General features: G+C 63.8%; 20 protein-coding genes, 2 pseudogenes and 1 other annotated feature. Of the genes and pseudogenes, 17 read left to right on the plus strand and 5 right to left on the minus strand.

Annotated features, from left to right (window positions below; genetic code table 11):
• Both I73_RS22000 and I73_RS29800 read left to right on the plus strand, forming a co-directional pair.
• Positions 1 to 531: DUF2345 domain-containing protein (locus I73_RS22000; protein ID WP_022982592.1), on the plus strand; the 531-nt coding region annotated here is incomplete at its 5' end.
• Between the two features lie 13 nt (positions 532 to 544).
• A complete protein-coding gene (locus I73_RS29800) occupies positions 545 to 3,331 on the plus strand; it encodes a DNA repair protein (RefSeq protein ID WP_148289886.1) in 2,787 nt (928 codons plus the stop codon).
• A 3-nt stretch (positions 3,332 to 3,334) separates the two neighbouring features.
• Here I73_RS29800 and I73_RS22010 read toward each other — a convergent pair whose 3' ends face one another.
• Positions 3,335 to 4,363, minus strand: a complete 1,029-nt coding sequence (locus I73_RS22010; protein WP_083876981.1) for an SUMF1/EgtB/PvdO family nonheme iron enzyme — start codon at positions 4,361 to 4,363, stop codon at positions 3,335 to 3,337.
• A gap of 180 nt (positions 4,364 to 4,543) precedes the next feature.
• On the opposite strand from I73_RS22010, the gene I73_RS29805 reads away from it, so the two are divergent.
• The 6 genes from I73_RS29805 to I73_RS22040 all read left to right on the plus strand — a co-directional run bounded on the left by I73_RS29805 (position 4,544) and on the right by I73_RS22040 (position 11,178).
• The gene (locus I73_RS29805) at positions 4,544 to 6,112 is read left to right on the plus strand and encodes a DUF2345 domain-containing protein (protein WP_051049331.1); all 1,569 of its coding nucleotides are present in this window, start codon (positions 4,544 to 4,546) and stop codon (positions 6,110 to 6,112) included.
• Positions 6,113 to 6,920: 808 nt separating this feature from the next.
• Positions 6,921 to 7,751 (plus strand): methylmalonyl-CoA mutase family protein, encoded by an 831-nt coding sequence (locus I73_RS29810; protein WP_234409582.1) that lies wholly within the window; start codon positions 6,921 to 6,923, stop codon positions 7,749 to 7,751.
• Complete coding sequence (locus I73_RS22025) at positions 7,748 to 8,164, plus strand: cobalamin B12-binding domain-containing protein (protein ID WP_022982596.1); 417 nt, start codon at positions 7,748 to 7,750, stop codon at positions 8,162 to 8,164. Before I73_RS29810 ends, I73_RS22025 begins: the two co-directional genes overlap by 4 nt.
• Positions 8,161 to 9,288, plus strand: a complete 1,128-nt coding sequence (locus I73_RS22030; protein ID WP_022982597.1) for a CaiB/BaiF CoA-transferase family protein — start codon at positions 8,161 to 8,163, stop codon at positions 9,286 to 9,288. The genes I73_RS22025 and I73_RS22030 overlap by 4 nt, the downstream gene beginning before the upstream one ends.
• Positions 9,285 to 10,178 carry an ArgK/MeaB family GTPase gene (locus I73_RS29815; RefSeq protein WP_022982598.1) on the plus strand — a complete coding sequence of 298 codons (894 nt, stop codon included), beginning with the start codon at positions 9,285 to 9,287 and terminating at the stop codon, positions 10,176 to 10,178. Before I73_RS22030 ends, I73_RS29815 begins: the two co-directional genes overlap by 4 nt.
• 34 nt (positions 10,179 to 10,212) lie before the next feature.
• The gene (locus tag I73_RS22040; RefSeq protein WP_022982599.1) at positions 10,213 to 11,178 is read left to right on the plus strand and encodes a tripartite tricarboxylate transporter substrate binding protein; all 966 of its coding nucleotides are present in this window, start codon (positions 10,213 to 10,215) and stop codon (positions 11,176 to 11,178) included.
• 76 nt (positions 11,179 to 11,254) lie between these two features.
• Here the strand turns inward: I73_RS22040 and I73_RS32860 are convergent, their stop codons facing one another.
• Entirely contained in the window at positions 11,255 to 11,566 is a 312-nt protein-coding gene (locus tag I73_RS32860; protein ID WP_148289887.1) for a hypothetical protein, read from the minus strand.
• 166 nt (positions 11,567 to 11,732) lie between these two features.
• On the opposite strand from I73_RS32860, the gene I73_RS29820 reads away from it, so the two are divergent.
• The 6 genes and pseudogenes from I73_RS29820 to I73_RS29830 all read left to right on the plus strand — a co-directional run bounded on the left by I73_RS29820 (position 11,733) and on the right by I73_RS29830 (position 17,239).
• Positions 11,733 to 12,530, plus strand: a complete 798-nt coding sequence (locus tag I73_RS29820; protein ID WP_022982600.1) for a citryl-CoA lyase — start codon at positions 11,733 to 11,735, stop codon at positions 12,528 to 12,530.
• On the plus strand, positions 12,530 to 13,450 hold the full coding sequence (locus tag I73_RS22050; RefSeq protein WP_022982601.1) for an SDR family NAD(P)-dependent oxidoreductase: 921 nt from the start codon (positions 12,530 to 12,532) through the stop codon (positions 13,448 to 13,450). Before I73_RS29820 ends, I73_RS22050 begins: the two co-directional genes overlap by 1 nt.
• A gap of 2 nt (positions 13,451 to 13,452) precedes the next feature.
• Positions 13,453 to 14,319, plus strand: coding sequence for a MaoC/PaaZ C-terminal domain-containing protein (locus tag I73_RS22055; protein ID WP_022982602.1), 867 nt, complete (start codon positions 13,453 to 13,455; stop codon positions 14,317 to 14,319).
• 15 nt (positions 14,320 to 14,334) lie between these two features.
• Entirely contained in the window at positions 14,335 to 15,102 is a 768-nt protein-coding gene (locus I73_RS22060) for an enoyl-CoA hydratase/isomerase family protein (RefSeq protein ID WP_022982603.1), read from the plus strand.
• The gene (locus I73_RS29825) at positions 15,099 to 15,959 is read left to right on the plus strand and encodes a TauD/TfdA family dioxygenase (protein WP_083876983.1); all 861 of its coding nucleotides are present in this window, start codon (positions 15,099 to 15,101) and stop codon (positions 15,957 to 15,959) included. The genes I73_RS22060 and I73_RS29825 overlap by 4 nt, the downstream gene beginning before the upstream one ends.
• Positions 15,960 to 15,988: 29 nt before the next feature.
• A pseudogene (locus tag I73_RS29830) lies at positions 15,989 to 17,239 on the plus strand (IS3 family transposase).
• Positions 16,292 to 16,409, plus strand: a sequence feature (AL1L pseudoknot). It overlaps the preceding pseudogene by 118 nt.
• Positions 17,240 to 17,275: 36 nt before the next feature.
• Here I73_RS29830 and I73_RS29835 read toward each other — a convergent pair.
• A pseudogene (locus I73_RS29835) lies at positions 17,276 to 18,112 on the minus strand (IS3 family transposase); the annotation flags it as partial.
• Positions 18,113 to 18,120: 8 nt separating this feature from the next.
• Positions 18,121 to 19,247, minus strand: a protein-coding gene (locus tag I73_RS22080) for an IS3 family transposase (RefSeq protein WP_374701975.1) whose coding sequence is annotated in 2 segments (ribosomal slippage) — positions 18,121 to 18,986 and positions 18,986 to 19,247 — 1,128 coding nt in all. Because the reading frame shifts where the segments join, the coding sequence is not laid out codon by codon here.
• 331 nt (positions 19,248 to 19,578) lie between these two features.
• Here I73_RS22080 and I73_RS32865 point away from each other — a divergent pair.
• Both I73_RS32865 and I73_RS34500 read left to right on the plus strand, forming a co-directional pair.
• Entirely contained in the window at positions 19,579 to 20,643 is a 1,065-nt protein-coding gene (locus tag I73_RS32865; RefSeq protein WP_148289888.1) for a hypothetical protein, read from the plus strand.
• Positions 20,644 to 20,859: 216 nt separating this feature from the next.
• On the plus strand, positions 20,860 to 21,249 hold the full coding sequence (locus tag I73_RS34500; RefSeq protein ID WP_199899081.1) for a LysR substrate-binding domain-containing protein: 390 nt from the start codon (positions 20,860 to 20,862) through the stop codon (positions 21,247 to 21,249).
• Between the two features lie 214 nt (positions 21,250 to 21,463).
• On the opposite strand, the gene I73_RS22095 is transcribed toward I73_RS34500, so the two are convergent.
• Positions 21,464 to 23,194 (minus strand): alkaline phosphatase family protein, encoded by a 1,731-nt coding sequence (locus I73_RS22095; RefSeq protein ID WP_026097072.1) that lies wholly within the window; start codon positions 23,192 to 23,194, stop codon positions 21,464 to 21,466.
• 252 nt (positions 23,195 to 23,446) lie between these two features.
• On the opposite strand from I73_RS22095, the gene amrB reads away from it, so the two are divergent.
• Positions 23,447 to 24,850, plus strand: coding sequence for an AmmeMemoRadiSam system protein B (gene amrB / locus I73_RS22100; RefSeq protein ID WP_022982608.1), 1,404 nt, complete (start codon positions 23,447 to 23,449; stop codon positions 24,848 to 24,850).
• Positions 24,851 to 24,916 lie beyond the last annotated feature (66 nt).

A 24,916-nucleotide genomic window follows, 5' to 3' on the forward strand; every position in this document is an offset into this window, starting at 1 on the left:
CAGCACCGCAAGCCCAACACCGAAACCGGCATCGCCATCCACGCCGCCACCGGCAGCCTGCAGGCCAGCGCCAACACCGCCACCGCCGAACTCACCGCCAGCCAGGCCATCGACGTGGCCAGCACCCAGGCCAACGTCCTCGTCGGCGCCCCCACCAGCGTCCTGCTGACCGCCGCCGGCGCAGCCATCGACATCCAGAGCGGCAGCATCACCCTCAAGGCGCCGGGGAGTGTGCAGTTCAAGGCGGCCAGCAAGGTGTGGACAGGGGGGGCCAGCGTCAATGCAGACCTCCGATTGAACAAGCCACCCGCCCTGGACATGAAGCACTACCTGCGCTTCGTCGCGAAGGATCTACAGGGGCAACCGTTGGCCAACAAGTCGTATGTGCTGACCCTGCCTGACGGAGGCATTCGCACAGGCACGACCGACTCACAAGGGATGACAGAACAGTTGACCACTGATGGGCCACAGAACATCAACATCTATATCGAAGATGCCGAGCAAGAAGGCTTCCTCGTGACCCAACGCTGAGAGTGCAAAGACCATGAAGGGAAGCTTCAGGCTCTACTACCGCGACGGCAATGTCGATCTGCCAGGCGTCGGCGTTACCTACGAGGTCACGAATTCTGCCGGTGCATCAGTGGCCTCGGGAATCACGGATGCCAAAGGAGAAACCAAGACTTTCGAGGGCATGACAGACAAGGACCGCTGCTCATTGGTCGTGCGCCTGAATGGGCGGCAGTGGACTGCGCCGGACACAGTATCTCCTGATGCCGACACGACCATTGAGCTGTCCGGACCTCAGGTGCAAGGGCACAAGATTCAGAGGGTTCGCCTGGTCCCGTATTACCAAGTCCGCTTTATCAGCCATGCGGACCATCGACCCATACCGGACGCCAAATTCTCCGCTTACGCCCTGGATGCCAATGGCAAAGAAGCTGCAGCACGCGACTCAGATGCCAATCGCGTTATCACAGGCACAACCGACGCCGACGGCAAAACACCCGTCATCCATTGCTCGCAACGCTTGGTCTTCAAATTCCAAATTCCCAAGACAACGGTCAGCGTGGCATCTGGACGGCTAACGCCTTTGCTGCAGGGGCAACCTGAGGGCAACTACGTCGTGCCGCTCAAGACGGTGGCAGCCACCACCCAGCCCAAAGCTGAACACGAAGTCCACTTGGCCGGCAAGGCCAGCCTGCCGATCCTGATCTCGCCACAGGACGACGAACTCATCATGGTGGGCCAAGCCGACTTCGACGAATTTGAAGAAATCAGCGGCAAGTTGGACAAGATCATGGCGGCCAAACATGTGGCCAAGCTGGACTTGAGCCGTGCGCTGGAGAGCGGAGACAAAGCGCAGATCGAAGCCGCCGAGAAGGCGCTCAACAATGCGGACGAGAAGATCAAGTCAGAGCTGAACAAGAACTTCTCCAAGTCCGCCGACCTCAAGGAGGTCATCACCTTTGAGACCTACTCGAAGGGGCCGAACTCATCCACCGGTTCAGCGCAGATGGGCCTGCGCCGCCGCTACCTGCGCACCGACAAGTACATGCAGTTGCGTAACGAGCGGCTGAACAAAACTGAGTACAAGCTCAATGTGAAGTTTGCTGGGCCGGCTGGCAACAAGGGCAGTGCCGAAGTCAAACCCAAGACCCTGGATGCCGCAGCGCTGAAAGAATCGTTCGCAAAGATCAAGACCAGCCTGAAGTACGAGAAGAAATGGGAGACCGATCCAAAGATCTTCAACTTGCTGGATGTCGCCGGCAATCAGTACGCCGACACGGTCATGCAGAGCGAGACCTACCAGGTGGATGCGCAAGCTCAGTGGCTGCGCCTGGTGGGGGGCGCAGGAGCCAGCGCGGAAGTGGACTGGAAGTCCAAGAAAGCCAAGATTCAGGGCAACCTGCAAGGCAAGATCGTGCTGTGCGAAGGCAAGATCACCGGCCAATATGCCGTGCCGTCGCTCAAGGGCTGGATGATGCAGGTCGCCGGTGAAGACCTGGGGGCCATTCGCTTTGTCATCGAGGTGGCCGCCTATGGCTTTGCGGGTGCAAAGGTGGTGGCCACGGGTGCAGTGGGCATCAGCCTGCAGGGCGGTAAGCAGGTAGCGCATGCCGTACCGGTCGACGCGAAAGATTCCTATGCCAAAGACCTGCATCCCGCCAGCCATCTGCCCAAATTCGACCCGATGGGCCCCTATGAAAAGGCCCCTGACAACCTCAACGGTCTGGATGTGAGCATCGACGCCTTCGCAGGTGCCGAAGCCGGCGTGACACCCGCAGGCAAGATCCAGTGGCTACCGCCGCAGGAAAAGGACTTTGTGAGCTTTGCCGAGGTGTCCGGTACCCTGGCTGGCAATGCAGGCGCAGGGCTGAGCGCCTCGTTGGCGGTCTATTACGACACGGGCAAATTTCGCGTGCGTGCCTCGGCACGGGTGTGCTGGGGCCTGGGCGGCAAGGGCGCCCTGGAATTCACGGTAGACGGGGCCAAGGTGGCCGAGTTCGTCAAATGGCTGCACTACCAGTTGCTGTACGCAGGGTTCAAGCAAATGGTGAACATCAGCCACCAGGCGTTCACGGCCTACTCCCAGGTGCTCATTCTGCTGATGAAGGAAGGGTGTAGCCCCAAGGACGTGAAGCGTGTGGAAGAAATCGTTGCGATTGTGGAAGACACATTCGGGCGCTTCGAACAGCAAATGGAAATCGCCGAGCAACGCAACGCCTTGGTCAACAACATCAACCGCGCTCCGCACTGGTTGGTGCACGCCCCGCCCGAAACCCGCGGCATGCTGCTTTACCAAATCACCCGCCACGGGATGCCCAGCCACCTGAAGGACACGCCCGAGGTGGGCGGAACCCCGTGGGATCCGCAGGTGCACTATCTGCCCCAGCACAAGAAGGCCATCTGCACCATCATGAAACTGGTGCAGACCGCCGCCGAGTGGGACAACGTGATGCAGCACATGACAGCCCGCGGCGCGAAGAGCGCCACCCCTGCCGGCAAGAATGAGGGAGACGTCCTGCGCTTTCTGAACAATGGCCTGTCCCTTGCCGAACTGCCGCCGGTCTTCGAGGTGCTCAATGGGCCAGTGATGGCGCCAGTGAGCGACAAATCCGGCTCTGGCAATGACTACCTGGACCAGTACCTGGGCTACCGTGGCAAACTGATAGGCAAGTTCCCCAAGGGCTACAAGGTGGCGGCGCTGGACTCGCCTGCCTTTGAAATGCTGGCCAGCATGGACGGAGAGGAACACCCGCAGTTTGGAGAGATCCAGACCGCCTGCCTGGGCGAAGCCTATGCAGGCGATCCGGGCTCGTCACTGGCCTGAGGATCAGGGTTGCACACTAACTGGCTTGTCCAGGTTCACGACGCAGCGGGCGGTGGAGTCACTGACTTGCCGCGACGTGGGATCCTTTTTGTCCAAAAGCGGAGGATTCGGTGCCCGCTTGCTGCGCGTGATGGTCATGCCATCACCATAGACCAGGCCTTCCCCCGCGCGCCCGTAGGAACCACGCAGGACTTTCTCGGTACCCGTGGCAGGACCGGGCGGATTCAGTTCGGGCGAGTGCGCGTAGTAGTCCGCTGCATACCAGTCCAGCATCCACTCGTGACCGTCGGTCATCATGTCGTACAGGCCCAGCGGCGTGGGTGGGAACTGGCCCAAGGGAAGTGAAGGTGGGTTCGCCCCAAGCTTGAGCTCATCAAGCTGACGCTCGCGTTGCTCAAAGCTCCACACATTGCGCCCATCCTCGGCTTTGCCGTTGTCGGTGGCGAACAAGAAGTACTGCCCCCGGTTGCGCGCTGCGTATTCCCACTGCGCTTCGGTAGGCAAATCCATGGGCAGCTTGAGCAAGGCCCCCAGCCATTGACAGTAACCCCGCGCCTGATACCAGTCCACGCCAGCTGCGGCCTTGGGAAACCGCATCTTCTCGACGAAGGCCGGTAGCGGCTTCTGCCCCAGTGCTGTGCTGTAGACATCGAAGTCTTCCCATGTGCTTTTGTAGGCACTCATCGAGAACGAGGTGAGCGTGACCTTGTGGACTGCCTTATTGTCATCACCGCGGGTGTAGTAGAGGTGCTCCTCGCTGTGCTTGGGGCCGAAATCGCCCATCTCGTAGCTGCCGCCTTCGATGAAGCGCAGGTTCTTGCGCGTCTTGTCCATCAGTGCCTTGACCGCTGGCAGGGCACGTTGGGCTTCGAGTTGCGATTCGGTGGGCAATGCCACTGGGCCTGCGCTGACCTGTGGCTGTGGCGTTTTGGCATTGCAGGCCCCCAGGCTGACCAACAACCCCAGAGCAGCCAACACAGGAGGTCGTATGCGCAACGTGCGCGGCAAGGTCGAATCAATAAACCAGAACATGACAGAGAACTCCCTTCAGGTCTTCTTGTAGATGAGAACTCTGGAAATTGTCCAACCAATCCCCTCGTGCGTCGGGTGATATGCGAACAACAGCTCGCTCACCTTGTACCAACTTGTTTATCGCCTGCCCTGCATCGAGGTCTGGCCCAACCCGATGTCCGCCTGGCCCCAAGGCCCTCGGTGCACGGCAGCCAGACGGCCCTGGTGGTGGGCAGCGGCGGCCCCGTGCACACCGACCGCGACGCCCGCATCAAGGTGCAGTTCCACTGGCAGCGCGGCGGCAACGCCAGCCACCGTCTGATGCACCCCACGGGCGAGAATGCGCCTGCCAGCGAAGCCAGCTTCACCTGGGTGCGCGTGGGCCAATCCATCGCGGGTGCCAACCACGGCGCGGTCTTCATCCCCCGGCTGGGCCAGGAGGTGGTGGTGGGCTTCGTCGGCGGCGACATCGACCGCCCGGTGGTCCACGCCGTGGCCTACAACGGCCAGGGCAGCGACGACGCCCAGGGCAACCAGCAGGGTGCCGGTGCCGCCGGGGCCGTGGGCGCGGCCCCGGCCTGGTTCCCGGGTCAGGCCGATGCCGCCCCCCACCAGGGTCACCAGCACCCGGCCGTGCTGCTGGGCTACAAGAGCCAGGAGCTGGCCAGCTCCAGCAGCGGCCAGGGCGGCTTCGGCCAGCTGGTGTTCGACGACAGCCCCCAGGCCGCCCGCATCGAGCTGGTCAGCTCCACGCTGGTGAGCCAGCTGCAACTGGGGGCCCTGCTGCAACAGCAGGACAACCAGCGCCTGGCCCCGCGCGGCCATGGGCTGGACCTGCTCACCCAAGGCCATGGCGCCCTGCGCAGCGGCAGCGGCCTGCTGATCACTGCCTTTGCGGAATCCCCCAGCACCGGCGCCGGCCAGCAGCTGCAGGCCCGCGACCCACTGCAGGCCCTGCAGACCGCGCAGGACCTGGTGCACACCCTGGCCGAGACCGCCCAGGCCCACCAGGCTCAGTTGCCGGGTGAGCCCGCTGTGGCCGGTGCTCAGGCCGGCGACACCGCCCACCAATTGCCCAGCGAACAGGGCCTGGCGGCGCTGGCCGCCAGCCTGCAGGCCAGCGACAGCCGGCAAGGCGGTGACAGCACCAGTGCAAGAACCGGCGACGAGAACACCATCGCCATCGACGGCGGCTGGGGCAGCATCAGCGCCTGGGACCGTCCGGACATCACCCTGACCGCCCCGGCCGGCCTGGGCCTCTTCACCCCGGCCCAGACCATCCTCAGCACCCAGGCCAGCCTGACCCTGAGCGCCGGCCAGGACTGGCTGAGCCTGGCCCAGGGCCACCATGCCAGCGTGGCCAAGGCCGGCGCCGTGCTGTTCACTTATGGCAAAGCCAGCAGCACCAGCAAGCCCAACACCGAAACCGGCATCGCCATCCACGCCGCCACCGGCAGCCTGCAGGCCAGCGCCAACACCGCCACCGCCGAACTCACCGCCAGCCAGGCCATCGACGTGGCCAGCACCCAGGCCAACGTCCTCGTCGGCGCCCCCACCAGCGTGCTGCTGACCGCCGCCGGCGCAGCCATCGACATCCAGAGCGGCAGCATCACCCTCAAGGCGCCGGGCAGTGTGCAGTTCAAGGCGGCCAGCAAGGTGTGGACGACGGGGGGAAGCAGTTCATCCTCTGTGTCTTTGGCCAAGCCTTCTAGCTTCTCCGGCTGTGCGAAAGCCATGCAAGATGCCGCGTTGACTGGCGCAGCGGTATAGCCGTGAGTGGAGAGATTTCCCATGAATGACGTCCACCAACGAGTAAATGACGGCATACAGCTGCTGCGCAAAGCCATCACAGTCGCTCCCTGCCCCAGTGTTGCCGTTTTGGTCGATCCGATGCTGGAAGACCCACTGAAGGATAGAAGTGAGGTGGGTGAAGCCCAGGCGGCCGGACGAGTGGTCAGATACCCCCTGCCACCGCTCCACCCCGACATCGCGTCTGAGCAGCGTCCTTATCTGCTTTTCGCACCCTCGGAGGCCGATGCTGAACGCGTTGTCAACTTGACGATTGAGCTGGCCATCGAGCGAGTGTTTTCTGCTGCAAGCCCCCTGGGCGTTGTGCATCCGGTGGCTGGTTGGTTCGTCGGCCATCAAGGCCCCCAGATGCTCGCTGAGGCACTGGCGCAAGAAATTCGTGTGCAGCGCCCCGATGGGCGCCAGTGGCCGCTGCGTCTGTGGGACCCGCGCGTGAACTGGCAACTTCCCTTCACGCTCAGTCCGGCGAAGTGGCAACACGTGACTGGCGCCTTGCCTGGATGGATCGCTCTTTCACCCACTGGACAGCTTCGGCAGCTATCCGCGCCTGGAAAACCATCGAACACAGGCTCCACCTCTGAGCGCATCTACACACCGATGGAATGGGATCAACTGGAACAGGTCGGCATCACGAACATGGTCCTAGCCATGGCCGTGGACTGGGATGTGGTGCCCAATCAGACCAACGCGATGCGCATTCGGCAGTTGATTGCTCAATGCCGTCGCATGGGGTTTCCAACAGAACGCGACGCTCTGGTGTTTGCTGCCTGTGGCCTACGTGCACATGGACTTCTTCGACGAGATCGCGAAGTTCCGCGCCGGACGACGCCTGTGGGCCCGCTTCATGAAGGAGCGCTATGGCGCCCGGGACCCCAAGGCACAGCACTTCCGTTTCGGCGTGGTATGTGGCGGCTCCTCGCTGGTGGCGCCGCAGCCCTACAACAACGTGGTGCGCGTGGCCGTCGAGACCATGGCCGCGGTGTTCGGCGGCGCGCAGTCCATCTTCACCTGCGCGTTGGACGAGGCGTTCCAGATTCCGACCGAGTTCTCGGCCGAGCTGGCCGTTCGCACGCAGCAGATGATCGCCTACGAGACCGGCATTGCGCGCACGGTCGACCCTCTGGGTGGCAGCTATTTCCTGGAGCAGCACACCGATCGCATGGAGGAGATGATCCTCAAGGTGATGGGTGAAATCGACGCCTACGGCGGTGTGATCCCCGCCATCGAGGATGGCTGGATTCAGCTGCGACTGGCCGAGCGCGGCCTGGAGCGCAAGCTCGACACCGACGCCGGCCGCCACGCGATCATCGGCCAGAACTTCTTCAGGAAGGCCGATGAAGAGATTGGCGTGGGCGACGTCTTCCAGCTCGACCCTACCGTTGCACAGCGTGCGCTCGAAAAGTTCCAGCGCGTGCTGGACACCCGCAGCCAGTCTGCCGTCGACACCGCTTTGGCCCGACTCGCTGCGGCTGCGGCCAAGGACGACGAAAACGTCATGCCCTACCTGGTGGAGTGCTGCCACGCCTATGCCACCGTGGGCGAAATGGTGAGCCGCCTGAAGAAGGAATGGGGCGAATTCAAGGAGCCGGTGAAGCTATGAGTACCACCACAGAAGCGCGGCCCCTTGCGGGTCGCCGCATCCTGATCGGCAAGCCTGGCCTGGACGGGCACGACATCGGCGCGAAGATCGTGGCGCTGACGCTGCGCGACGCTGGCGCCGAAGTGATCTACACGGGCCTGCGCCGCAGCCCGGAGCAAATCGCCCAGGTCGCTGTGGACGAGGGTGTCGACGCCGTCGGGCTGAGCATCCTCTCCGGCAGCCACAACGAACTGGTGGCCGATGTGATCACCGAGCTGCGCCAGCGAGGGGCCGCGGGCATCAAGGTTTTCGTCGGCGGCACGATTCCCGGTGGCGACCACGAGACGCTGCGCGAGCTGGGTGTGATGGCGGTGTTCACCGCGGACATGCCGCTTGAGACCGTGGTGGCCCGCATGGCGAAAGGCCTGGCATGAACGGACCGCTGTCCGGACTGCGCATCATCGAGGTCGGCCATATGCTCGCAGGCCCGTATTGCGGCCTGCTGCTGGCCGACATGGGGGCCGAGGTCGTCAAGATCGAGCCGGCGGAGGGTGACATTGCGCGGCGCGTCAGCCCCCACTTCATCGGGCCCCACAACGCTTATTTCGCGAGCCTGAACCGCAACAAGAAGAGCGTGGTGCTGGACCTCGCATCGCCCGAAGGACGCAGGGAACTCGAAACTCTCGCGGCCAGGTCGCACGCGTTGGTGACCAATCTGCGCCCGTCGGCCATCAAGAAGCTTGGGCTGACCTACGAGGGACTGCGTGCCTGCAACCCTCGCCTGGTTTGCGTCGCACTCACGGGCTATGGCCTGGAAGGACCGTATGCCGAGAATCCGGCCTACGACTATGTGATCCAGGCGCTGACCGGCGTCATGGCGCTGACGGGCGATCCTTCCTCGCCCCCCACCAAGGCAGGCTACTCGGCGGTCGACAACTCGGCCGGCATCGTGGCCGCCATGGGTCTGCTGGCCAAGATCGTCGAGGGGCGAGGTGGCCAAGTCGACGTTGCCATGTACGACGTCATGCTCTCGCAGCTCAACTACCTGGCCGGTGCTGCGCTCAACGCCGGGGAGTCCGTCGAGCGGCTGGCCAACTCCTCGCATCCCTACATGGTGCCAGCCCAGATCTTTCCCACCGCCGATGGCTGGCTCACACTGTTCATCACCCACGACAAGTTCTGGAAGAAGTTCTGTCTTGAAGTAGAACGGCCGGAGTGGGTCGATGACCCACTGTTCGCAACCATGGACAGCCGGCGCAGCAATCGCGCGGTGGTGCTGGCTGCGATCGGCGAGGTGCTGATGCATCAGTCCGCCGCCGAGTGGGTGCATCGGTTGATGCCGCTGGGCCTGGTGGTGTCCGAGATCCGCACCCTGGCCCAGTCTCTCGACGGCGATCTCACGCGCTCACGCGGCCTCGTGGTGAGCTTGGGCGAGCCTGGCAGCGGCCTGCGCGCAATCGCGAGCCCCTTGCGCTTCGACGGCCAGACGCCCAGCTACAGGCTGCCGCCGCTGCTCGACGAGCACCACGCCGAGGTTCTGAACGGAGCGCCGGCATGAGCCAGCGCCCGCCGCTGGACCGCCACGCGCTGGGCCAGGCCCTGTCGCGGCTGGCGAATGCAAGGCCGGGCGAACCGGGTCCGAGCATCGGCCCGGACGACTGGCATGCGAAGCGCCTGGGGCTCACCGGTGCGCCTGGCGCGGGCAAGAGCACGCTGGCCGGCCAACTGGCGCTGCATCGCGCACACGACCGGCGCATCGCCGTGCTCGCGGTCGATCCCAGCAGCCCCCGGTCGGGCGGCGCCATTCTCGGGGACCGTATCCGCATGGACGAGTTGCCCGGTATCTCCGAACTGTTCATACGCTCCATCGGCTCGCGCTCCACCACCGACGGCCTCTCGGACAACCTGCCGGAAATGCTCGACCTGATGGACTGGCATCGGTTCGACGAGGTGCTGCTCGAAACCGTGGGCGTGGGTCAGGCCGAGTACGCGGTGCGCCAGCAGGTCGACACCCTGGTGCTGGTGTTGCTGCCCGAAAGCGGCGACATCGTGCAGGCGATGAAGGCCGGCATCATGGAGTTGGCCGACATCTACGTGATCAACAAGGCAGACCTGCCTGGCGCGCAGAAGATGGCCACCGACATCCAGCGCATTGCCGCGCTGACCCAGCGACCGTCGGATGCCTGGCGCCCGCCGGTGCTGCTCACATCGTCGTCACGGCCGGCTTCGATCGCCGCCCTGTCCGACGAGGTCGATCGCCATCAGCGGTGGCTGGCTGACGGTCGCCGCCAGACGGACGTGCGTCGGGACCGCGTGCGCTACCGCCTGCGCAGGCTGCTCGAGCGCCGCGTGGCCGACGCGGTACGGCGCCTGGATGGGCCGGTTCTGGACGGGCCATTCCACCAGTTGTTTGCCGAGACCTTGAAAGTACTCTCGGCGGCTGGGTGAGAACGGCTCGAAGCCCACGACCTGGAGACAACCCATGTGGAACACCATCAGGCTATCCCTTGTGTGGACGGCACTGGCCTTGTCGGCCCTCGGCGCTTCAGCCCAGGGCTTTCCAGTGCGCCCAGTGAGCATCGTCGTGCCGCAGACACCGGGGGGCGCCTCCGACACGCTGGCGCGCTTGGTTGCCCAAAGGCTGCAGGAGCAATGGAGGCAGCCCGTCATCGTCGAAAACAGGGCCGGTGCCGGCGGCAACGTGGGCATGCAGGTCGTCGCCACAGCACCCGCCGACGGCTACACCCTGCTCATGAGCTACGTGGGAACGCATGCCATCAACGGCAGTCTGTACAAGAAACTGTCGTTCAATCCTGAAACGGACTTCGCGCCCGTGGCCACGCTGGCAACCCTGCCCTTTGTGGCGGTCTCGCGCGCGGACTCTCCGATCAGGACGGTGTCGGCGCTCGTGCGCGCCGCGCGCGATGGGCGCGTCACCTACGGCTCTGCAGGGAACGGCTCGGTCAACCATCTGCTGGGCGAAATGCTCAACACCGCGGCCGGTATCAACATGACGCATGTCCCCTACCGAGGCGCCGCCCCCGCGATCCAGGACCTCATGGCAGGGCAGATCGACGTGGTGTTCGCCAGCCTGCCTTCGGTGACTGGCGCCATCAAGCAGGGCAGGCTGCAGGCCATCGCGCTCGCCAGCACCAAGCGCTCGCCCGCCTTCCCGCAGATTCCAACCATCGCCGAAAGCGGCTTCCCGGAATTCGACGTCAATCCCTGGTTCGGGCTCTTTGTTCCGGCAGGTACGCCGGCCCATGTCGTTCAGAAGATCAACTCGGACGTCAACGCCTTGCTCAAGGCCCCCGACTTGATCGAGAAGTTCGCTGCGCAGGGTGCGGAGCCGCTTGCCACGTCGCCGGCCCAGTTTGCCCGGATGCTTTCAATCGACATTCAAAAATGGAGTGCCGTCGTGAAGAGTTCGGGCGCGCACGTGGATTAGATGGACACACGTCAAGAACGCCCAGGACACGCGCGCCGTGGCCTGGGGGCATGCGCCGGGCAGATGGACCGCAGGATCAGGTGGTCCCTTCGCCTGGACCGGCCGGACGCGCCGAGCTGGCTGCAGTGGCAGCGCGTCGGTAGATCATCCGCAGCACCGGGTCTTTCGACGCCGATGCCGCATCCTGGCAGTAGCGCCATTGGTCGGGTGCCGGCTGTGCTCCCACGCCCACTGCGTCGGCAAACCGAAGAATCGCCAAGCGCGCATGCCGAAACTCGATGCTGCGCGCCAGCAGGCTCAGCGCCGCATCGCGGGCCAATTGAATGCTGCCATCGGCTTGTGCTCGCCGCAGCGTTCGCTTCCAGTTCCGTATTTCTTGACGACTCATGCAGAAATCATAAGAACACCGCATGCCATTGCGGCGCATCAATCAGGTCATTTGTTCGACAGGCCGAACAAGGGGCCGCTTGTTCGTGACGACCCAGTTTCTTTGGCTTGCTTGCAGGCGCACAGCTGCCCAGCCATCCTTTGCAATTGCCCTATCGGAGACCCTCATGGCGAGAAAACAGAAAGAGATTCGTACCGACATCGGCTGGAGCAATGCCTCCAGCATCACCCTGTTCAACAAGGACTTCACCAACGAGATCCTTGGGCATCTGAACCTGGGCGACATGGGCTTCCTGGAACTCACCGGCCGCTTTCCCGGGCCGGCCGAATCCAGGATGTTCAACGCCATGGTCGTGACCCTGGTGGAGCACGGCATCACGCCCAGCGCGCTGGTGGCGCGCATGACCTATCTCGGCGCACCCGAGTCGCTGCAAAGCGCAGTGGCAGCTGGATTGAGCGGGCTGGGTACCGTCTTCGTGGGCAGCATGGAGGGGGCTGCCAAGATGCTCAAGGAAGCGATGCCCGAGCCTGACCCGAATGCGGATTTCTCTGCCCTCGCCGCTGCCGTGGTGGAGTCGTTTCGGCAGCAGGGGCGGATCGTCCCAGGCATCGGTCACCCGTTCCACAAGCCGATCGATCCGCGCACACCGCGTCTGAAGGCGCTGGCCCAGGAGAACGGATTTCACGGGCCGTATGTACAGTTGATGGAAGCCATCGCGACGGAAGCCGGCCGCGCCAGTGGCAAGGTGCTTCCGATGAACGCCACGGGCGCCATCGGCGCACTGTGCTGCGAGATGGCGTTCGACTGGAAGATCTGCCGCGGCCTGGGTGTGATGGCACGCGCCGTGGGCCTCGTCGGGCACATCCTGGAAGAGACGCGTCGCCCTATGGCTGAAGAGGTGTGGCACCGGATCGAGGAGACGGCCACCGCGCACCTGCGGCCTGCCGACAAGGAGGACCAGTGATGTCCAACGCAGACTTCGTCAAGGACAAGGTGGTTCTGGTCACCGGCGCCGGTGGCGGCATCGGCCGTGACTTCGCGCTGGCACTCGCACGCGAAGGTGCCCGCGTGGTAGTGAATGACCTCGGCGTATCGATCGAGGGCACTGGGCAGGACCTGTCGCGTGCCCAGGCCGTCGTCGACGAGATCAACGCCGCCGGCGGCATCGCCGTGGCCAACGGCGACAGCGTGTCGGACTGGGACGCGGCCAATCGGATGGTCACCCAGGCCGTCGACACGTTCGGCCGGATCGACTGCGTGATCAACAACGCCGGCATCCTGCGCGATCGCTTCTTCCACAACATGAGCGTGGAAGAATGGCGCGCGGTCATCGACGTGCACTTGAACGGCACGTTCTATGTCTCGCGTGCGGCTGCCCCCCATTTCAAGGCACAGCAATCCGGCTCGTACGTGCACATGGTGTCGACCTCGGGTCTGATCGGCAACTTCGGCCAGGCCAACTACTCCGCCGCAAAGCTGGGCATCGCGGCGCTGTCCAAGTCGATCGCCATGGACATGTCGAAGTTCAACGTGCGCTCGAACTGCATCTCGCCATTCGCCTGGAGCCGCATGATCGGCTCCATGCCCACCGAGACCCCGGAGCAGAAAGCGCGCGTCGAGCGACTGCAGAAAATGGAGACCCACAAGATCGCTCCGCTGGCGGTCTTCCTGGCCAGCGACGCGGCGGCCGATGTGAGCGGCCAGATCTTCGCCGTGCGCGCCAACGAGATCTTCCTGATGAGCCAGATCCGCCCGCTGCGCGGCATGCACACGGCCGAAGGCTGGACGCCCCAGACCGTCGCGGAGCGCGTCCTGCCGGCCCTGCGCCCTTCCTTCTTCAAGTTGGACCGGTCTCAGGACGTGTTCGACTGGGACCCGGTCTGAGCGTGATCGACACGAACGCCGTTCGCCACTGGACGTTCCCCGTCCTGCGTCAGGCCTACGCCGAAAGAGACGCGATCCTGTACGCGCTCGCCTTGGGCTATGGCAGCGACCCCGGGGATCCAGGGCAACTGTCCTATGTCTACGAACGAGGGCTCAAGGTGGTTCCGGCCTTTGCCAACGTGCTGTGCCACCCGGGCTTCTGGATCAGCGATCCGCGCACCGGCATCGATGCCACGCGCGCCGTGCATGGCGAGCAGCGGGTGCGCTTTCATGCACCGCTGCCCCCGCGCGGACGTGTGCGCGGCGAGACCCGCGTGCTGGACATCGTGGACAAAGGCAAGAGCAAGGGTGCGCTGCTCGTGTTCGAGCGCCAGCTGTTCGACGACGAGACGGGCACTTTGCTGGCCACCATCGAGCAGCACACCCTGTGCCGCGGCGACGGCGGGTTCTCCGGTGCAGAGCCATCGCCCTCGCCTCGCGGCAACGTACACAGCAACCCGACGCGCCCACCCGACGCCGTGGTCGAGATACCCGTGCTGCCCCAGGCCGCCTTGGTCTATCGGCTCAGTGCCGATCCCAACCCGCTGCACGCAGACCCGCAGGTGGCGCTGGCGGCCGGCTTCCCGCGGCCCATCCTCCACGGGATGTGCACGTTTGGCATCGCCTGCCGCGCGCTGGTGCAGGCCTGCACTGGCGATGTACCCGCGCGCCTGGCCTCGATGAGCGGTCGCTTCTCGACCCCGATGTTCCCGGGCGAGGTGCTGCGCACGGAGATCTGGCGCGACGATCCTGACGCGGTGCGTTTCCGTTGCCTGGTACCGGCCCGCGACACCGTGGTCCTGACGGGCGGCATTGCGACTTTTCACTGATTGGAATTTCACCCCATGATCAAGACGAACGTGGAGGACGGGGTCGCCGAGATCCTGATCGACTCGCCGCCAGTCAATGGCATCACCGATCCGCTGCTCACCGCGCTGATGAACGCCTTGAGCGAAGCAGGAGCCGATCCCCAGATACGCGCAATCGTGCTGGGAAGTGCTATTCCGAAACGGTTCTGTGGTGGCCTGGATCTGCCCAGGTTCCGCACCAGCACGCCCACGGAGATCCACGCCATCGTCAACAAGCTGTACTACCAGCTGTACGAATTGCAGTCCTCGCTGCCCAAGCCCGTGATCGCCGCCATCACGGGCGCGGTCCGGGGCGGAGGGATGTCGATCGCGATCACTTGCGACATGGTGGTGGCGGCCGAGGATGCCACCTTCGGCTATCCCGAGCTGGATGTCGGCTTGTTACCCGCCATCCATTACACCCATCTGCCTCGCATCGTCGGCAAGCCCCGCGCATTCGATCTGCTGTTCACCGGCCGCGTCTTCGATGCGCACGAGGCCCTGGCGCTGGGACTGATCGGGCGCGTGGTGCCGTCGGCAGAGGTATTGAGCGAGGCACGTGCCCTGGCCCGCGTATTCGCCGGGAAATCACCCGAGCTCATGCGGCTGGGCAAGGCAGCCTTCGTCCGCGCCACCGAAAACGGATACCGGCAAGGTGCCGGCAGTGCGGTGGACCTGGTCTCGACCGTGTTTGGCACCGCCGCAGGCCAGGAAGGCCTGGCCGCCTTTGCTGAAAAGCGCAAGCCCGTGTGGCGCACCGCATGAATTCGATCGCCGTTCCGATCGCAAGCTCGGCTCAGGACCAGCGGGCGAAACTGCAGATCCGGCGCATTGCCGGCGCCCTGGGTGCCGAGATCTCGGGCGTGGACCTGAGAGGGCCCGTGACCGCCAACGTGGCCACGCAGTTGCGCGCGGCCTTGCTTGAGTTCAAGGTGCTGTTCTTTCGTGGCCAGGACCTCGATCCGAATCAGTTCCTGGCGTTCGCGGGGCTGTTCGGAAGGGCGGTCGAGTACCCATTCATCAAGGGAATCGCCGGCTATCCGGAGATCATCGAGGTCAAGAAGCTCGAGCACGAGGTGGTCAACTTCGGTGGCGTCTGGCACTCGGACACCAGCTACCTAGAGGAACCGCCCATGGCCACCATGTTGCTGTCCAAGGAGGTGCCACCCTACGGCGGCGACACGATGTTCGCGAACCAGGTGCGGGCGTACGAGGCCCTCTCCGATACGATGCAGCGCCTGCTCGCCCCTCTCAAGGCCGTCAACAGCTCCGCCAAGGCCGACATCTCGGCAACCCGCGAAGATCGGCTGCGCAGCGACGGCAAGCAAGACACGGCCGAGAAGGACTACGTCTCCTGTCATCCCATCGTCCGCACACACCCGGAGAGCGGTGAAAAGGCGTTGTACCTCAATGAAGCCCACACCGTCGGCATCCACGGCCTGACGCAAGCCGAGAGCGAGCCTCTGCTGCGCTTCCTTTTCACCCACCAAGTGAGGCCCGAGTTCACCTGCCGGTGGTCTTGGCATGTTGGCGCCGATCTAAATTTGACCCACGGGGATGCGGACAAAACTTGGACTGGTTATGCGGCGATGCCCAGGCACTGTGAACCGCCCCGGGTTTGACGGAGGCTCCAACTCTGGAGAATGGAGCCATGAAGAAGTCCCCGAAGTTTTCCCCCGAAGTGCGCGAGCGCGCCGTGCGCATGGTGCTGGAGCATCGTGGCGAGCACCCGTCGCAGTGGGCAGCCATCGAGGCCATTGCAGGCATGATCGGCTGCGTGCCGCAGACGTTGCACACCTGGGTCAAGCAGCATGAGGTGGATGCTGGCGTGCGTGACGGGGTTTCGACCGAAGAAGCTCAGCGCATCAAGGACCTGGAGCGCGAGGTGCGCGAACTGCGCAAGGCCAACGAGATCCTGAAGCTGGCCAGCGCGTTTTTGTCGAAACGGCGCATTCGCTTGTTTTCGCCCAGGCGGAACTCGACCGCCGCATCAAGTCCTGAAGGCTTTCGTCGATCAGTACCGGGAGCAGTTTGGGGTCGAGTCGATCTGCCGCGTCCTGCAGATCGCCCCATCTGCCTACTGGCACCATGCCGCGTGCCAGCGCCGCCCTGAACTGCGCTCACGCCGTGCCCAACGCGATGAGGTCTTGATGCCTCAAGTGCACCGGGTCTGGCTGGCCAACATGCAGGTCTATGGGGCCGACAAGGTCTGGCTGCAGCTCAACCGCGAGGGCATCTCGGTGGCGCGTGCACCGTTGAGCGCCTGATGCGACGCCAAGGATTGCAGGGCGCACGCAGGGGCAAGGCACAGCGCACCACCATTCCTGACCCGAAGTCCCCATGTCCGCTGGACCGGGTCAACCGGCAGTTTCGTGCTGATCGGCCGAACCAACTCTGGGTCTCGGACTTCACCTATGTCTCGACCTGGCAGGGCTGGGTCTACGTGGCGTTCGTGGTGGATGTGTTCAGCCGACGCATCGTCGGCTGGCGCCAGAGCAGTTCGATGCACACCGAGTTCGTCCTGGACGCCTTGGAGCAAGCCCTGTATGACCGCAAGCCATCGGACGATGGCAGTCTGACGCATCACTCCGACAGGGGGGCGCAATACCTGTCAATTCGCTACAGCGAGCGCCTGGCCGAGGCGGGCATCGAGCCTTCCGTGGGCTCCAAGGGGGACAGCTACGACAACGCCCTGGCCGAGACGATCAATGGGCTCTACAAGGCCGAGGTGATCCACAGGCGCGGGCCCTGGAAGACCAAACAAGCGGTGGAACTGGCCACCTTGGAATGGGTGTCCTGGTTCAACCACCACCGCCTGATGGGTCCACTGGGCTATGTACCGCCGGCAGATTTCGAGGCCAATTACCATCCAAAACGCGCTGGTCAGGCCGCGACCGTCTGACTTAAACCAACGGGCCTCCGTCAAACCCGGGGCGGTTCACTGACGGTGCTGGGCAGGACTGCGAAAGCCAAGTGAACCCTTGATCCGAACCTCGTTGTACCAGCGGATGTAGGCATCCAGCGCTGCGACGAACTCTTCGATGCTTGTCGAGAGCCAGTCGCGCGCGAAGAACATCTCGGTCTTGAGCCGACCGAAGAAGCCCTCGCACGCTGCGTTGTCCGGCGAGCACCCCTTGCGTGACATTGAGCGGACCAGCTTGGCGTCAGCAATTCGAGCCAGCCAGCCTGGCCATCGATAGTGGCCACCCCGATCGGAATGCACCACTGGCCGCTCGCCACTGCCTGCGACCTTCTCGATCGCGGCGTCCAGCATCGTGTTGACCAACTCCGCATTCGGCCGGGTGCCGATCGACCAGCTCACAACCATGCCGTCGAAGCAATCGATCATCGGCGAGAGATACACCTTGCCAGCCGGAATCTGGAACTCCGTGATGTCGGTGAGCCACTTCTCGTTCGGCGCGCCAGCGCTGAAATCTCGGTTCAGCACGTTGTCGGGCGCCGGACTGATCTCACCCATGTAGGAGCCGTACCGGCGGCGTTTGCTCGTCACGGCGACCAAGCGCTCCTGCTTCATCAGGCGGCGCTCGACCTTCTCCGAGACACGTACACACTGATCGCTCAGCGACGCGTGGAGTCGTCGGTAGCCATAGCAGTGGTAGTTGCGCTCGAAGATGTCGGTCATGGCCTGGCGCACGCCGACGTACTTGTCGGCCGCCCCGAGACGGGCCCGATGGTAGAAGTAGGAACTGCGCGGCAGGTCCAATTCGCACAGAAGCTCCCTCACCGTGTAGAAGGCCCTCAGGGCATCCGTAAGCTCACCTGTCAAGCAGACAGTTGATTCCTAGAGTCTGCGGCGGTTGTGTGGATCAGTCTGGGCATGAACTGCTTGGGCGGCACGCCACCCAGCGCGTCATGCGGTCGGTACTCGTTGTATTGGGTCAGCCAGTCGTCGGCGATGGCCTGGACCTGCTCGATGGAATTGAACAGGTAGGCATCGAGCACCTCGGTGCGGAAGGTCCGGTTGAATCGCTCGACGTAGGCGTTCTGGTTGGGCTCGCCGGGCTCGATGTAGTTCAGGGCAATGCCTTTGCGCTGGGCCCATGCGACGAAGTCGTGGCTGGTCATCTCCGGCCCGTTGTCCATGCGGATCGACAGCGGCGCGCCGTACCACGCCACCAGCCGCTCCATCGTGCGGATCAGCATCGAGGCGGGCAGCGACTGGGCCACCTGGATCGCCAGCGCTTCGCGGTTGGCATCGTCGATCACGTTGAGCGTTCGGAACCGCCGGCCGTCGTAGAGCACGTCGTGCATGAAGTCCAAGGCCCAGCCCTGGTTGACGAACGAACCCGCCGCCAACGGCACCGGCTCGCGCTTGGGAATGCGCCGCTTCGTCCTGCGAGGAATGTTCAGGCCCAACTCGCAGTACACCCGCCAGACCCGCTTGTGGTTCCAGGGCCGGCCATCCAGGCGCAGCCGGTCGAAGCACTTCCAGAACCCCCAGCGGCCATTGCGCTCGACGACGCCGCTGAGCGCGTCGATGACCTCGGCATCCTTCTCCTGCGGCAGCGGCGGCACCTTGTAGTACGCCGCCCGCGACAAGCCTGTGGCTCTGCAGGCTCGCTGAATCGACAGGCGGTGCTCGGTCACCATGACCGCCACCACCTGCCGCTTCGCGGACGGCGTCAGAACTTTTTTGTCAGCACGTCCTTGATCGCTGCGTTCTCCAGCGCCAGGTCGGCATACATGCGCTTGAGCCGCGCGTTCTCCGTCTCCAGCTCGCGCATGCGCGTCAGGTCGGACACCGTCGCACCTGCGTACTTGCTCTTCCAGGCGTAGTACGTCGGCGAGCTGATCCCGTGCTTGCGGCAGACCTCCGCCACCGGCACGCCTGCCTCGCCTTCCTTGAGGATCGCCACGATCTGGCTTTCCGTGAACTTGCTCTTCCTCATCGGCCTCTTCCTTTCGGCTTGGGCCGCATTCTCTGGTTTCAGCTGTCTACTTGGTGGAGGAGCTTACGTTCCGCCCATGCGGTTTTCCTTCGTCCGAGAGCTGCAGCCCGTTGAATTGCGCCGTCAGTGACGATGACGCAGTCTGTTCCTGCAACCGCAGCGAGAGAAACCAACCAGGCTCATCTTTCGGTCGGCGCAAACACCAGGTGGCATTCAATCTTTCAACACACCTTCAATACGCTTTCGGCAAGCTTTCAAAGGCGTTTTACCCCCCAAAATGGGGATTCTGAGGAATATCCTCATCACGGATAGTTGGTTCAGGACGAAGACGGTGATCGGCAAAGATTTTATGGACAAGAAGACTATTCAAATTTGCTTTGCAAATAAGCGCTTACACAATCACAGGGCGCTCAAATATCTTTGCCAATTGGTGGCTCTCGTGGCGCTTGCATCCGCCTTCTTCCCAACCGAATCCCAAGCCGGTAGCGAGGGTATTCCAAGATTGTGGCGCGCTTCGCTTCCAGGCGACAAAAAAGACACTGTGTTTTATATATTGGCCATTAGTCATGCCGGAAGTCAAGTTGAATATGACGAGTACTTCGACGCCGTCGTGGTTCCCGCATATTTGGGCTCGGATGTCCTGCACTTCGAGGATGGAGGCAAACTGCCGACCAATACTCAACCAGAATGTAAAAAGAGCCTCTCGAGTCCGGCAGGGATAGCAATCCTCAATCAAGCCCGCGCCACTGTCGGAAGGAACTCAGTCGAGTACTTCAGACGCCTTGCGAAATTCTTGCCAGCGCCGGCCAATGACGAAGCTCTGATCCGCAGCAATGCGGAGAATTTTACCCAGGGCCTTAGCGAGTACAGCCTCGTGCAGGTGCTCAGGGCCCAATACATCTATTTGCAGCCTCAAAGTTCCACGAACGACAAAGAGCCTGTGTATCCATTTCAACCGGTAGTCGAGCGTCTAGTGCAACTTAAGCCATCCATTCAAATAAAATCGATGGATGAGCCGGATGATATGGCGAGGGCATTTTGCTCAGCCGGCGAAAAGCGCGCCGGGATAATTGATGAATATATGAAAACATACGACCTCACTCGCTTGAGCAATGATGATGGGGAATCACTTGATTCAGCCGCAAAAGAGATCGATAAGAGAATGCGAAGCGCTCTTGAGGACCAATTTTTACATCTTGACATCTCCGAATCGGCGTTCACTTGCTTCAGGACCCACCTATGGGAGCAACGTTTTAAAGATATGCTCGACGGAAAGGTTCACTTTCTTGCGCTCGGCGCTGGACATCTATTCCCCAGCACTGGCCCTGTCGCGTCATGCCAGGGGCTTCTTCAAGATCTACATGAAAACGGATTTATGGTCGAAAAAGTCCGCTGACGTAAAAATCGGGGCGCAATCCTCATAATCAGCAATCAAGCCAAAACAGCAGAGGATTCGCATGCGAGTCATTGAACTTGGCTTTCGCAGTCCTGCCCAGCACCGTCAGCGCCTGGGCATCGCTGCATAACCAGTCCAAAATTCTGTCCGCATCCCCCACGGATCAAATTTCCGCAGGAACAGAACAATCCGACCAGGCGCCATCCGTAAACTGGCATGCACCGGGCCACCCCAGCTCCCGCCAGAAGGGCCCGCCATGCTCAAGCTCGAGGACATTGCCAGCTTCGTCGCCGTGGCGGAGGTGGGCTCCATCAGCGCCGCCGCGCGGCGGGGGGCTGGTCCAAATCGGTCGTCAGCAGCCGGCTGACCGGCCTGGGGTTGGCCATGCTGCCCAGCTTCATCGTGGGCCCGGACATCCGCGCCGGCACGCTGAAGGTGGTGGACATCGGCCTGCAGGCGGCGCCGGAATATCTGTACGTGGCCCACCCCGAAGGGCGCAAGGTGTCCGCCAAGCTGCGCGCGCTGGTGGATTGGCTGCGCACGGCGTTTGGGGATCCGCCTTATTGGGAGGTGGGCGCTGACGACAATGGCGGCAGACCAAGATGAAGTCACGGCTCGACGCAGGGTTCTCGCACCGTCGTAGCCTGTGACGCCACTCCATCACCCGCGGTCGGCCTGGGGAATGGGGCTCCCTCTTGAACAGGTTGGCTCCACAGCGGAATCGATCGAGCAGGACACCGCCAGCGGTCTCCTGCTCACCCGAGACAAAACAGGCGCCAACCTGGAACACGCCTGCCGGCAGTGTTCCCGTGACGTCAGATCAGAACAGGTTCGGCAGCTCTGCCGTGCCTTCCTGGGTGACCGAGTTCAGCAGAGCGGGATCCAGCCCCAGCGCCCGGAGGATGGTCGGTGCCACCTGGGTGGTGAGCACCGAGGTGCTCACGGTCTGCTTGGCCAGAGACGGATGCGACACCAGAAGGCCGACGTTGGTGTCCGTCGGCGCTGCGCCGCCGTGTTCCGCGTCCTTCTTCCCGGACTTGCTGAAGATCACGCCGAAGTTCGGCTGGACCATGATGTCTGGTGTGCGTCCCTTGGTCGGGTCACCAAAACGTCCATCAGCCTTCAGGTCGACGACGCCACTGCCGGCATCGACACCACTGCAGATCCCCGGATTGGACTGGCCAGAGGTGATGATCTTGGTGGAGGCATCCACGGCCGGGCAACCGGAGTTGGCCTTCAGCGCAGCAACAACCGCCGCGCGGTTGGCATCGCTCTGATCGTTGAGCCAAATGAAGCCGACATCATCCTCCGTGAACTGGCCCGTGCCCAGGACATTGCCAGTGGTTGCGTCGGTGCCTGCGCCAATGTTGCTGTTCGCACCCAGGTTGGCCGCGGCCAGGGTCGAGCCGATGGTGTCACCGATCTTGAGCAACTTGCTGCGGTCCGCAGGTGTCTGCCCGTGCTTGGCGCTGATGATAATGAGCGTACTGTTCAGCAAGCCCTGCTTGGACAGCTCGGCCTTGATGGACCCGATCTCGCTGTCCAGGAAGGTGATCGCTGCCGCGGTCAATGTGTTGGGCGTGAAGTTGGCATCGGTGTATCCACCACCGTTGGCGTTGAGCGCCTTCTGGGCCACGCTGAGCGTCTGGTAGTTGGCACCGAACAGTGTGGGCACTGGAATCTTGTTGCTCTTGGTCGAGCCCCCCATGGCGGCACTCACGACACCGGTGGAATCCAGGCCGTCAATCTGGTTGAGCAGGATCTGCGTGTGGTAATGGTCAAAGACCCGCGTCTGGGTGGGTGTATGGGTGAAATCGTATCCGGCAGGGGTGGGCAACCCCTGCGCGGTGTTGTAGTCGGAGTTGATCTCCGTGCGTGCCAGATCCATGACGCCGGAACCTGACGGGCCGTTGAGCCAGTCGCTCCCCCAGGCGTGCTTGTCGGCCCAGGCGGTATAGGCCCCCGGCATGTTCTCCCGGATCACCTCGAAGACAGTGTTCGTCTGGATGAAGTCGTGCGGGTAGACGGGAACGCAGTCGCCGCTGCTCGTCTTCCTGCGGGGCAGTTGCTGAGGATTGAAGTCCCCACCTCCATCCAGGTGGGTCAGCGCCCCACCATTGAAGCTGTCGATACCCACCTGCTCTTGAAGAAACACTTCCACGCCCTGGGTGCCGGTGCAGCTCTCGTCTACCCCGGAATAGAGGGTTCGGTCATAGATATCGTCGTAGAACAAGCCGGTGGACTTCGGACTGCCTCCGGTCAGCAGGGCAGCCAACCCTGGTACGGAATCCGACAGGCCCGGGGTATTGGCTCCCGTGTAGGTCACGCCGGTATTGGCCAGGCTGGCCAGGGTCGGACAGGTGCCACTGGCAACGCAGTTGGCCAAATCCTGCTGGTGAAGCCCATCGATGCTGATGAGCAGCACATGCCTGACGCCTTGGTCGGCCAGGGATTGGCTGGAAGAGCCGCTGCTACCGCAGCCGCTCAGGGCAAGACCCATCGCGGCGCTCAATCCCCAGGCCAGCAACGGAAGACTCGATTTGTTCCACATCTTGGACCTCTCGTTCGTGAATGAAGCAAGGGGAGTCTTTCCAAGAGGGCTGTCGCTTCCGTGACGGGCGCTATTGTTGAAGACGCCAGACGACATGGGAGGGTCTGACATGTTTCTGTCAGATCCAATGCCTAACAGCCCCATCACGCCTTCGGCGCCGGCTCTTTCCGCTTGTCCCTTTCCATGACGGGCGGGCTTGAATTTCAGCGCAGATAGGATCATCTTGCAGGCAGATCCGCCAGGAGGTCTGCCATGCCCGTCACCGCCCACCGCCCTGCCGCCGTCGCCGGCCGTTTCTACCCGGCGGCGCCGGCCCTGCTGCGGGCCGAGCTGCAGGGCTATCTGGACGCGGTGCCAGCCAAGCCGCCGGGCTCGCACCCGCCCAAGCTGCTGGTGGTGCCACACGCGGGCACGGTGTATTCGGGCCCGATTGCCGCGCATGCCTACGCGCGGCTGCGGCCCTGGCGGGATCAGATCCACCGCGTGGTGCTGCTGGGGCCCACCCACCGGGTGGCGGTGCAGGGCCTGGCCGCGCCCACGGTGGCGGTGTTCGACACGCCGCTGGGCCCGGTGCCGCTGGACGACGCGGCCCTGGCCACGCTGGACGCCCTGCCCCAGGTCCACCGCAACGACGGCGTGCACGCGCAGGAACACGCGCTGGAGGTGCAGCTGCCCTTTCTGCAGCTGGTGCTGGACGACTTCACCCTGGTGCCGCTGGCGGTGGGCGACGCCGCGCCCGAGGCCGTGGCCCAGGTGCTGGAGCGGCTGTGGGGCGGGGACGAGACGCTGATCGTCATCAGCTCCGACCTGTCGCACTACCTGCCTTATGCGCAGGCCCGGGTGATGGACGCGCGCACGGTGGCCCAGGTGCTGGAAGAGCGCAGCAACCTGGACCCGCACGATGCCTGCGGCGCCATGCCGCTCAACGGCGCCATGCTCTGCGCCCGCCGCCACGGGCTGCGGCCGCATCTGCTCGACCTGCGCAACTCCGGCGACACGGCCGGGGACCGCGAGCGCGTGGTGGGCTACGCGGCCTTCAGCTTCGACGCGCCGGCCCCGCTGCCGCCCGAGAAGACGAGGAAGGCTGAAGAGCCCGCAGACGCCGGCCTGGGCCCGGCCCTGCTGGCCCGGGCGCGCAACACCATGGCCGCGGCGCTGGGCCTGCCGCTGCAGACCGAGCCGCCCTGCCCCGCGCTGGCCGCGCCGGGCGCCACCTTCGTCACGCTGCAGCACCAGGGGCAGCTGCGCGGCTGCATCGGCCGGCTGGAGGCGGGCCACCGCTCACTGGACGAGGACGTGCGGCATAGCGCCTTCCAGGCGGCTTTTGAAGACCCGCGCTTTGCGCCGCTCACCGCGGCCGAATGGCCGGGCCTGTCGGTGGAGGTCTCGGTGCTGAGCCCGCCGGTGCCCTTCCCGGTGCGGGACGAGGCCGATGCCTGCGCCCGCCTGCAGCCGGGGGTGGATGGCCTGATCCTGGCCTGGCGGGGCCGGCGCGCCACCTTCCTGCCGCAGGTGTGGCAGCAGCTGCCCGAGCCCATCGACTTTCTGAGCGCCCTGAAGCGCAAGGCCGGCCTGCCGGAGGACTTCTGGGCCGATGACCTGACGCTGGCCCGCTACCAGGTGCAGGCCTTTGAAGAACAGGCAGCCACGCCATGAGCCCCGACACCCCGCCCGGCTGGTGGGCCCGGCTGGACGAACGCCGCATCCAGTGCGAACTGGGCC

The sequence above is a fragment of the Ideonella sp. B508-1 genome (assembly GCF_000333615.1).
GTDB lineage: Bacteria > Pseudomonadota > Gammaproteobacteria > Burkholderiales > Burkholderiaceae_C > Ideonella.

Coding starts and splice junctions, on each gene's coding strand:
- I73_RS29800 (WP_148289886.1), top strand. CDS start 545: ATGAAGGGAAGCTTCAGGCTCTACTACCGCGACGGCAATGTCGATCTG.
- I73_RS22010 (WP_083876981.1), bottom strand. CDS start 4,363: ATGTTCTGGTTTATTGATTCGACCTTGCCGCGCACGTTGCGCATACGA.
- I73_RS22025 (WP_022982596.1), top strand. CDS start 7,748: ATGAGTACCACCACAGAAGCGCGGCCCCTTGCGGGTCGCCGCATCCTG.
- I73_RS22030 (WP_022982597.1), top strand. CDS start 8,161: ATGAACGGACCGCTGTCCGGACTGCGCATCATCGAGGTCGGCCATATG.
- I73_RS29815 (WP_022982598.1), top strand. CDS start 9,285: ATGAGCCAGCGCCCGCCGCTGGACCGCCACGCGCTGGGCCAGGCCCTG.
- I73_RS22040 (WP_022982599.1), top strand. CDS start 10,213: ATGTGGAACACCATCAGGCTATCCCTTGTGTGGACGGCACTGGCCTTG.
- I73_RS32860 (WP_148289887.1), bottom strand. CDS start 11,566: ATGAGTCGTCAAGAAATACGGAACTGGAAGCGAACGCTGCGGCGAGCA.
- I73_RS29820 (WP_022982600.1), top strand. CDS start 11,733: ATGGCGAGAAAACAGAAAGAGATTCGTACCGACATCGGCTGGAGCAAT.
- I73_RS22050 (WP_022982601.1), top strand. CDS start 12,530: ATGTCCAACGCAGACTTCGTCAAGGACAAGGTGGTTCTGGTCACCGGC.
- I73_RS22060 (WP_022982603.1), top strand. CDS start 14,335: ATGATCAAGACGAACGTGGAGGACGGGGTCGCCGAGATCCTGATCGAC.
- I73_RS29825 (WP_083876983.1), top strand. CDS start 15,099: ATGAATTCGATCGCCGTTCCGATCGCAAGCTCGGCTCAGGACCAGCGG.
- I73_RS34500 (WP_199899081.1), top strand. CDS start 20,860: ATGCACCGGGCCACCCCAGCTCCCGCCAGAAGGGCCCGCCATGCTCAA.
- I73_RS22095 (WP_026097072.1), bottom strand. CDS start 23,194: ATGTGGAACAAATCGAGTCTTCCGTTGCTGGCCTGGGGATTGAGCGCC.
- amrB (WP_022982608.1), top strand. CDS start 23,447: ATGCCCGTCACCGCCCACCGCCCTGCCGCCGTCGCCGGCCGTTTCTAC.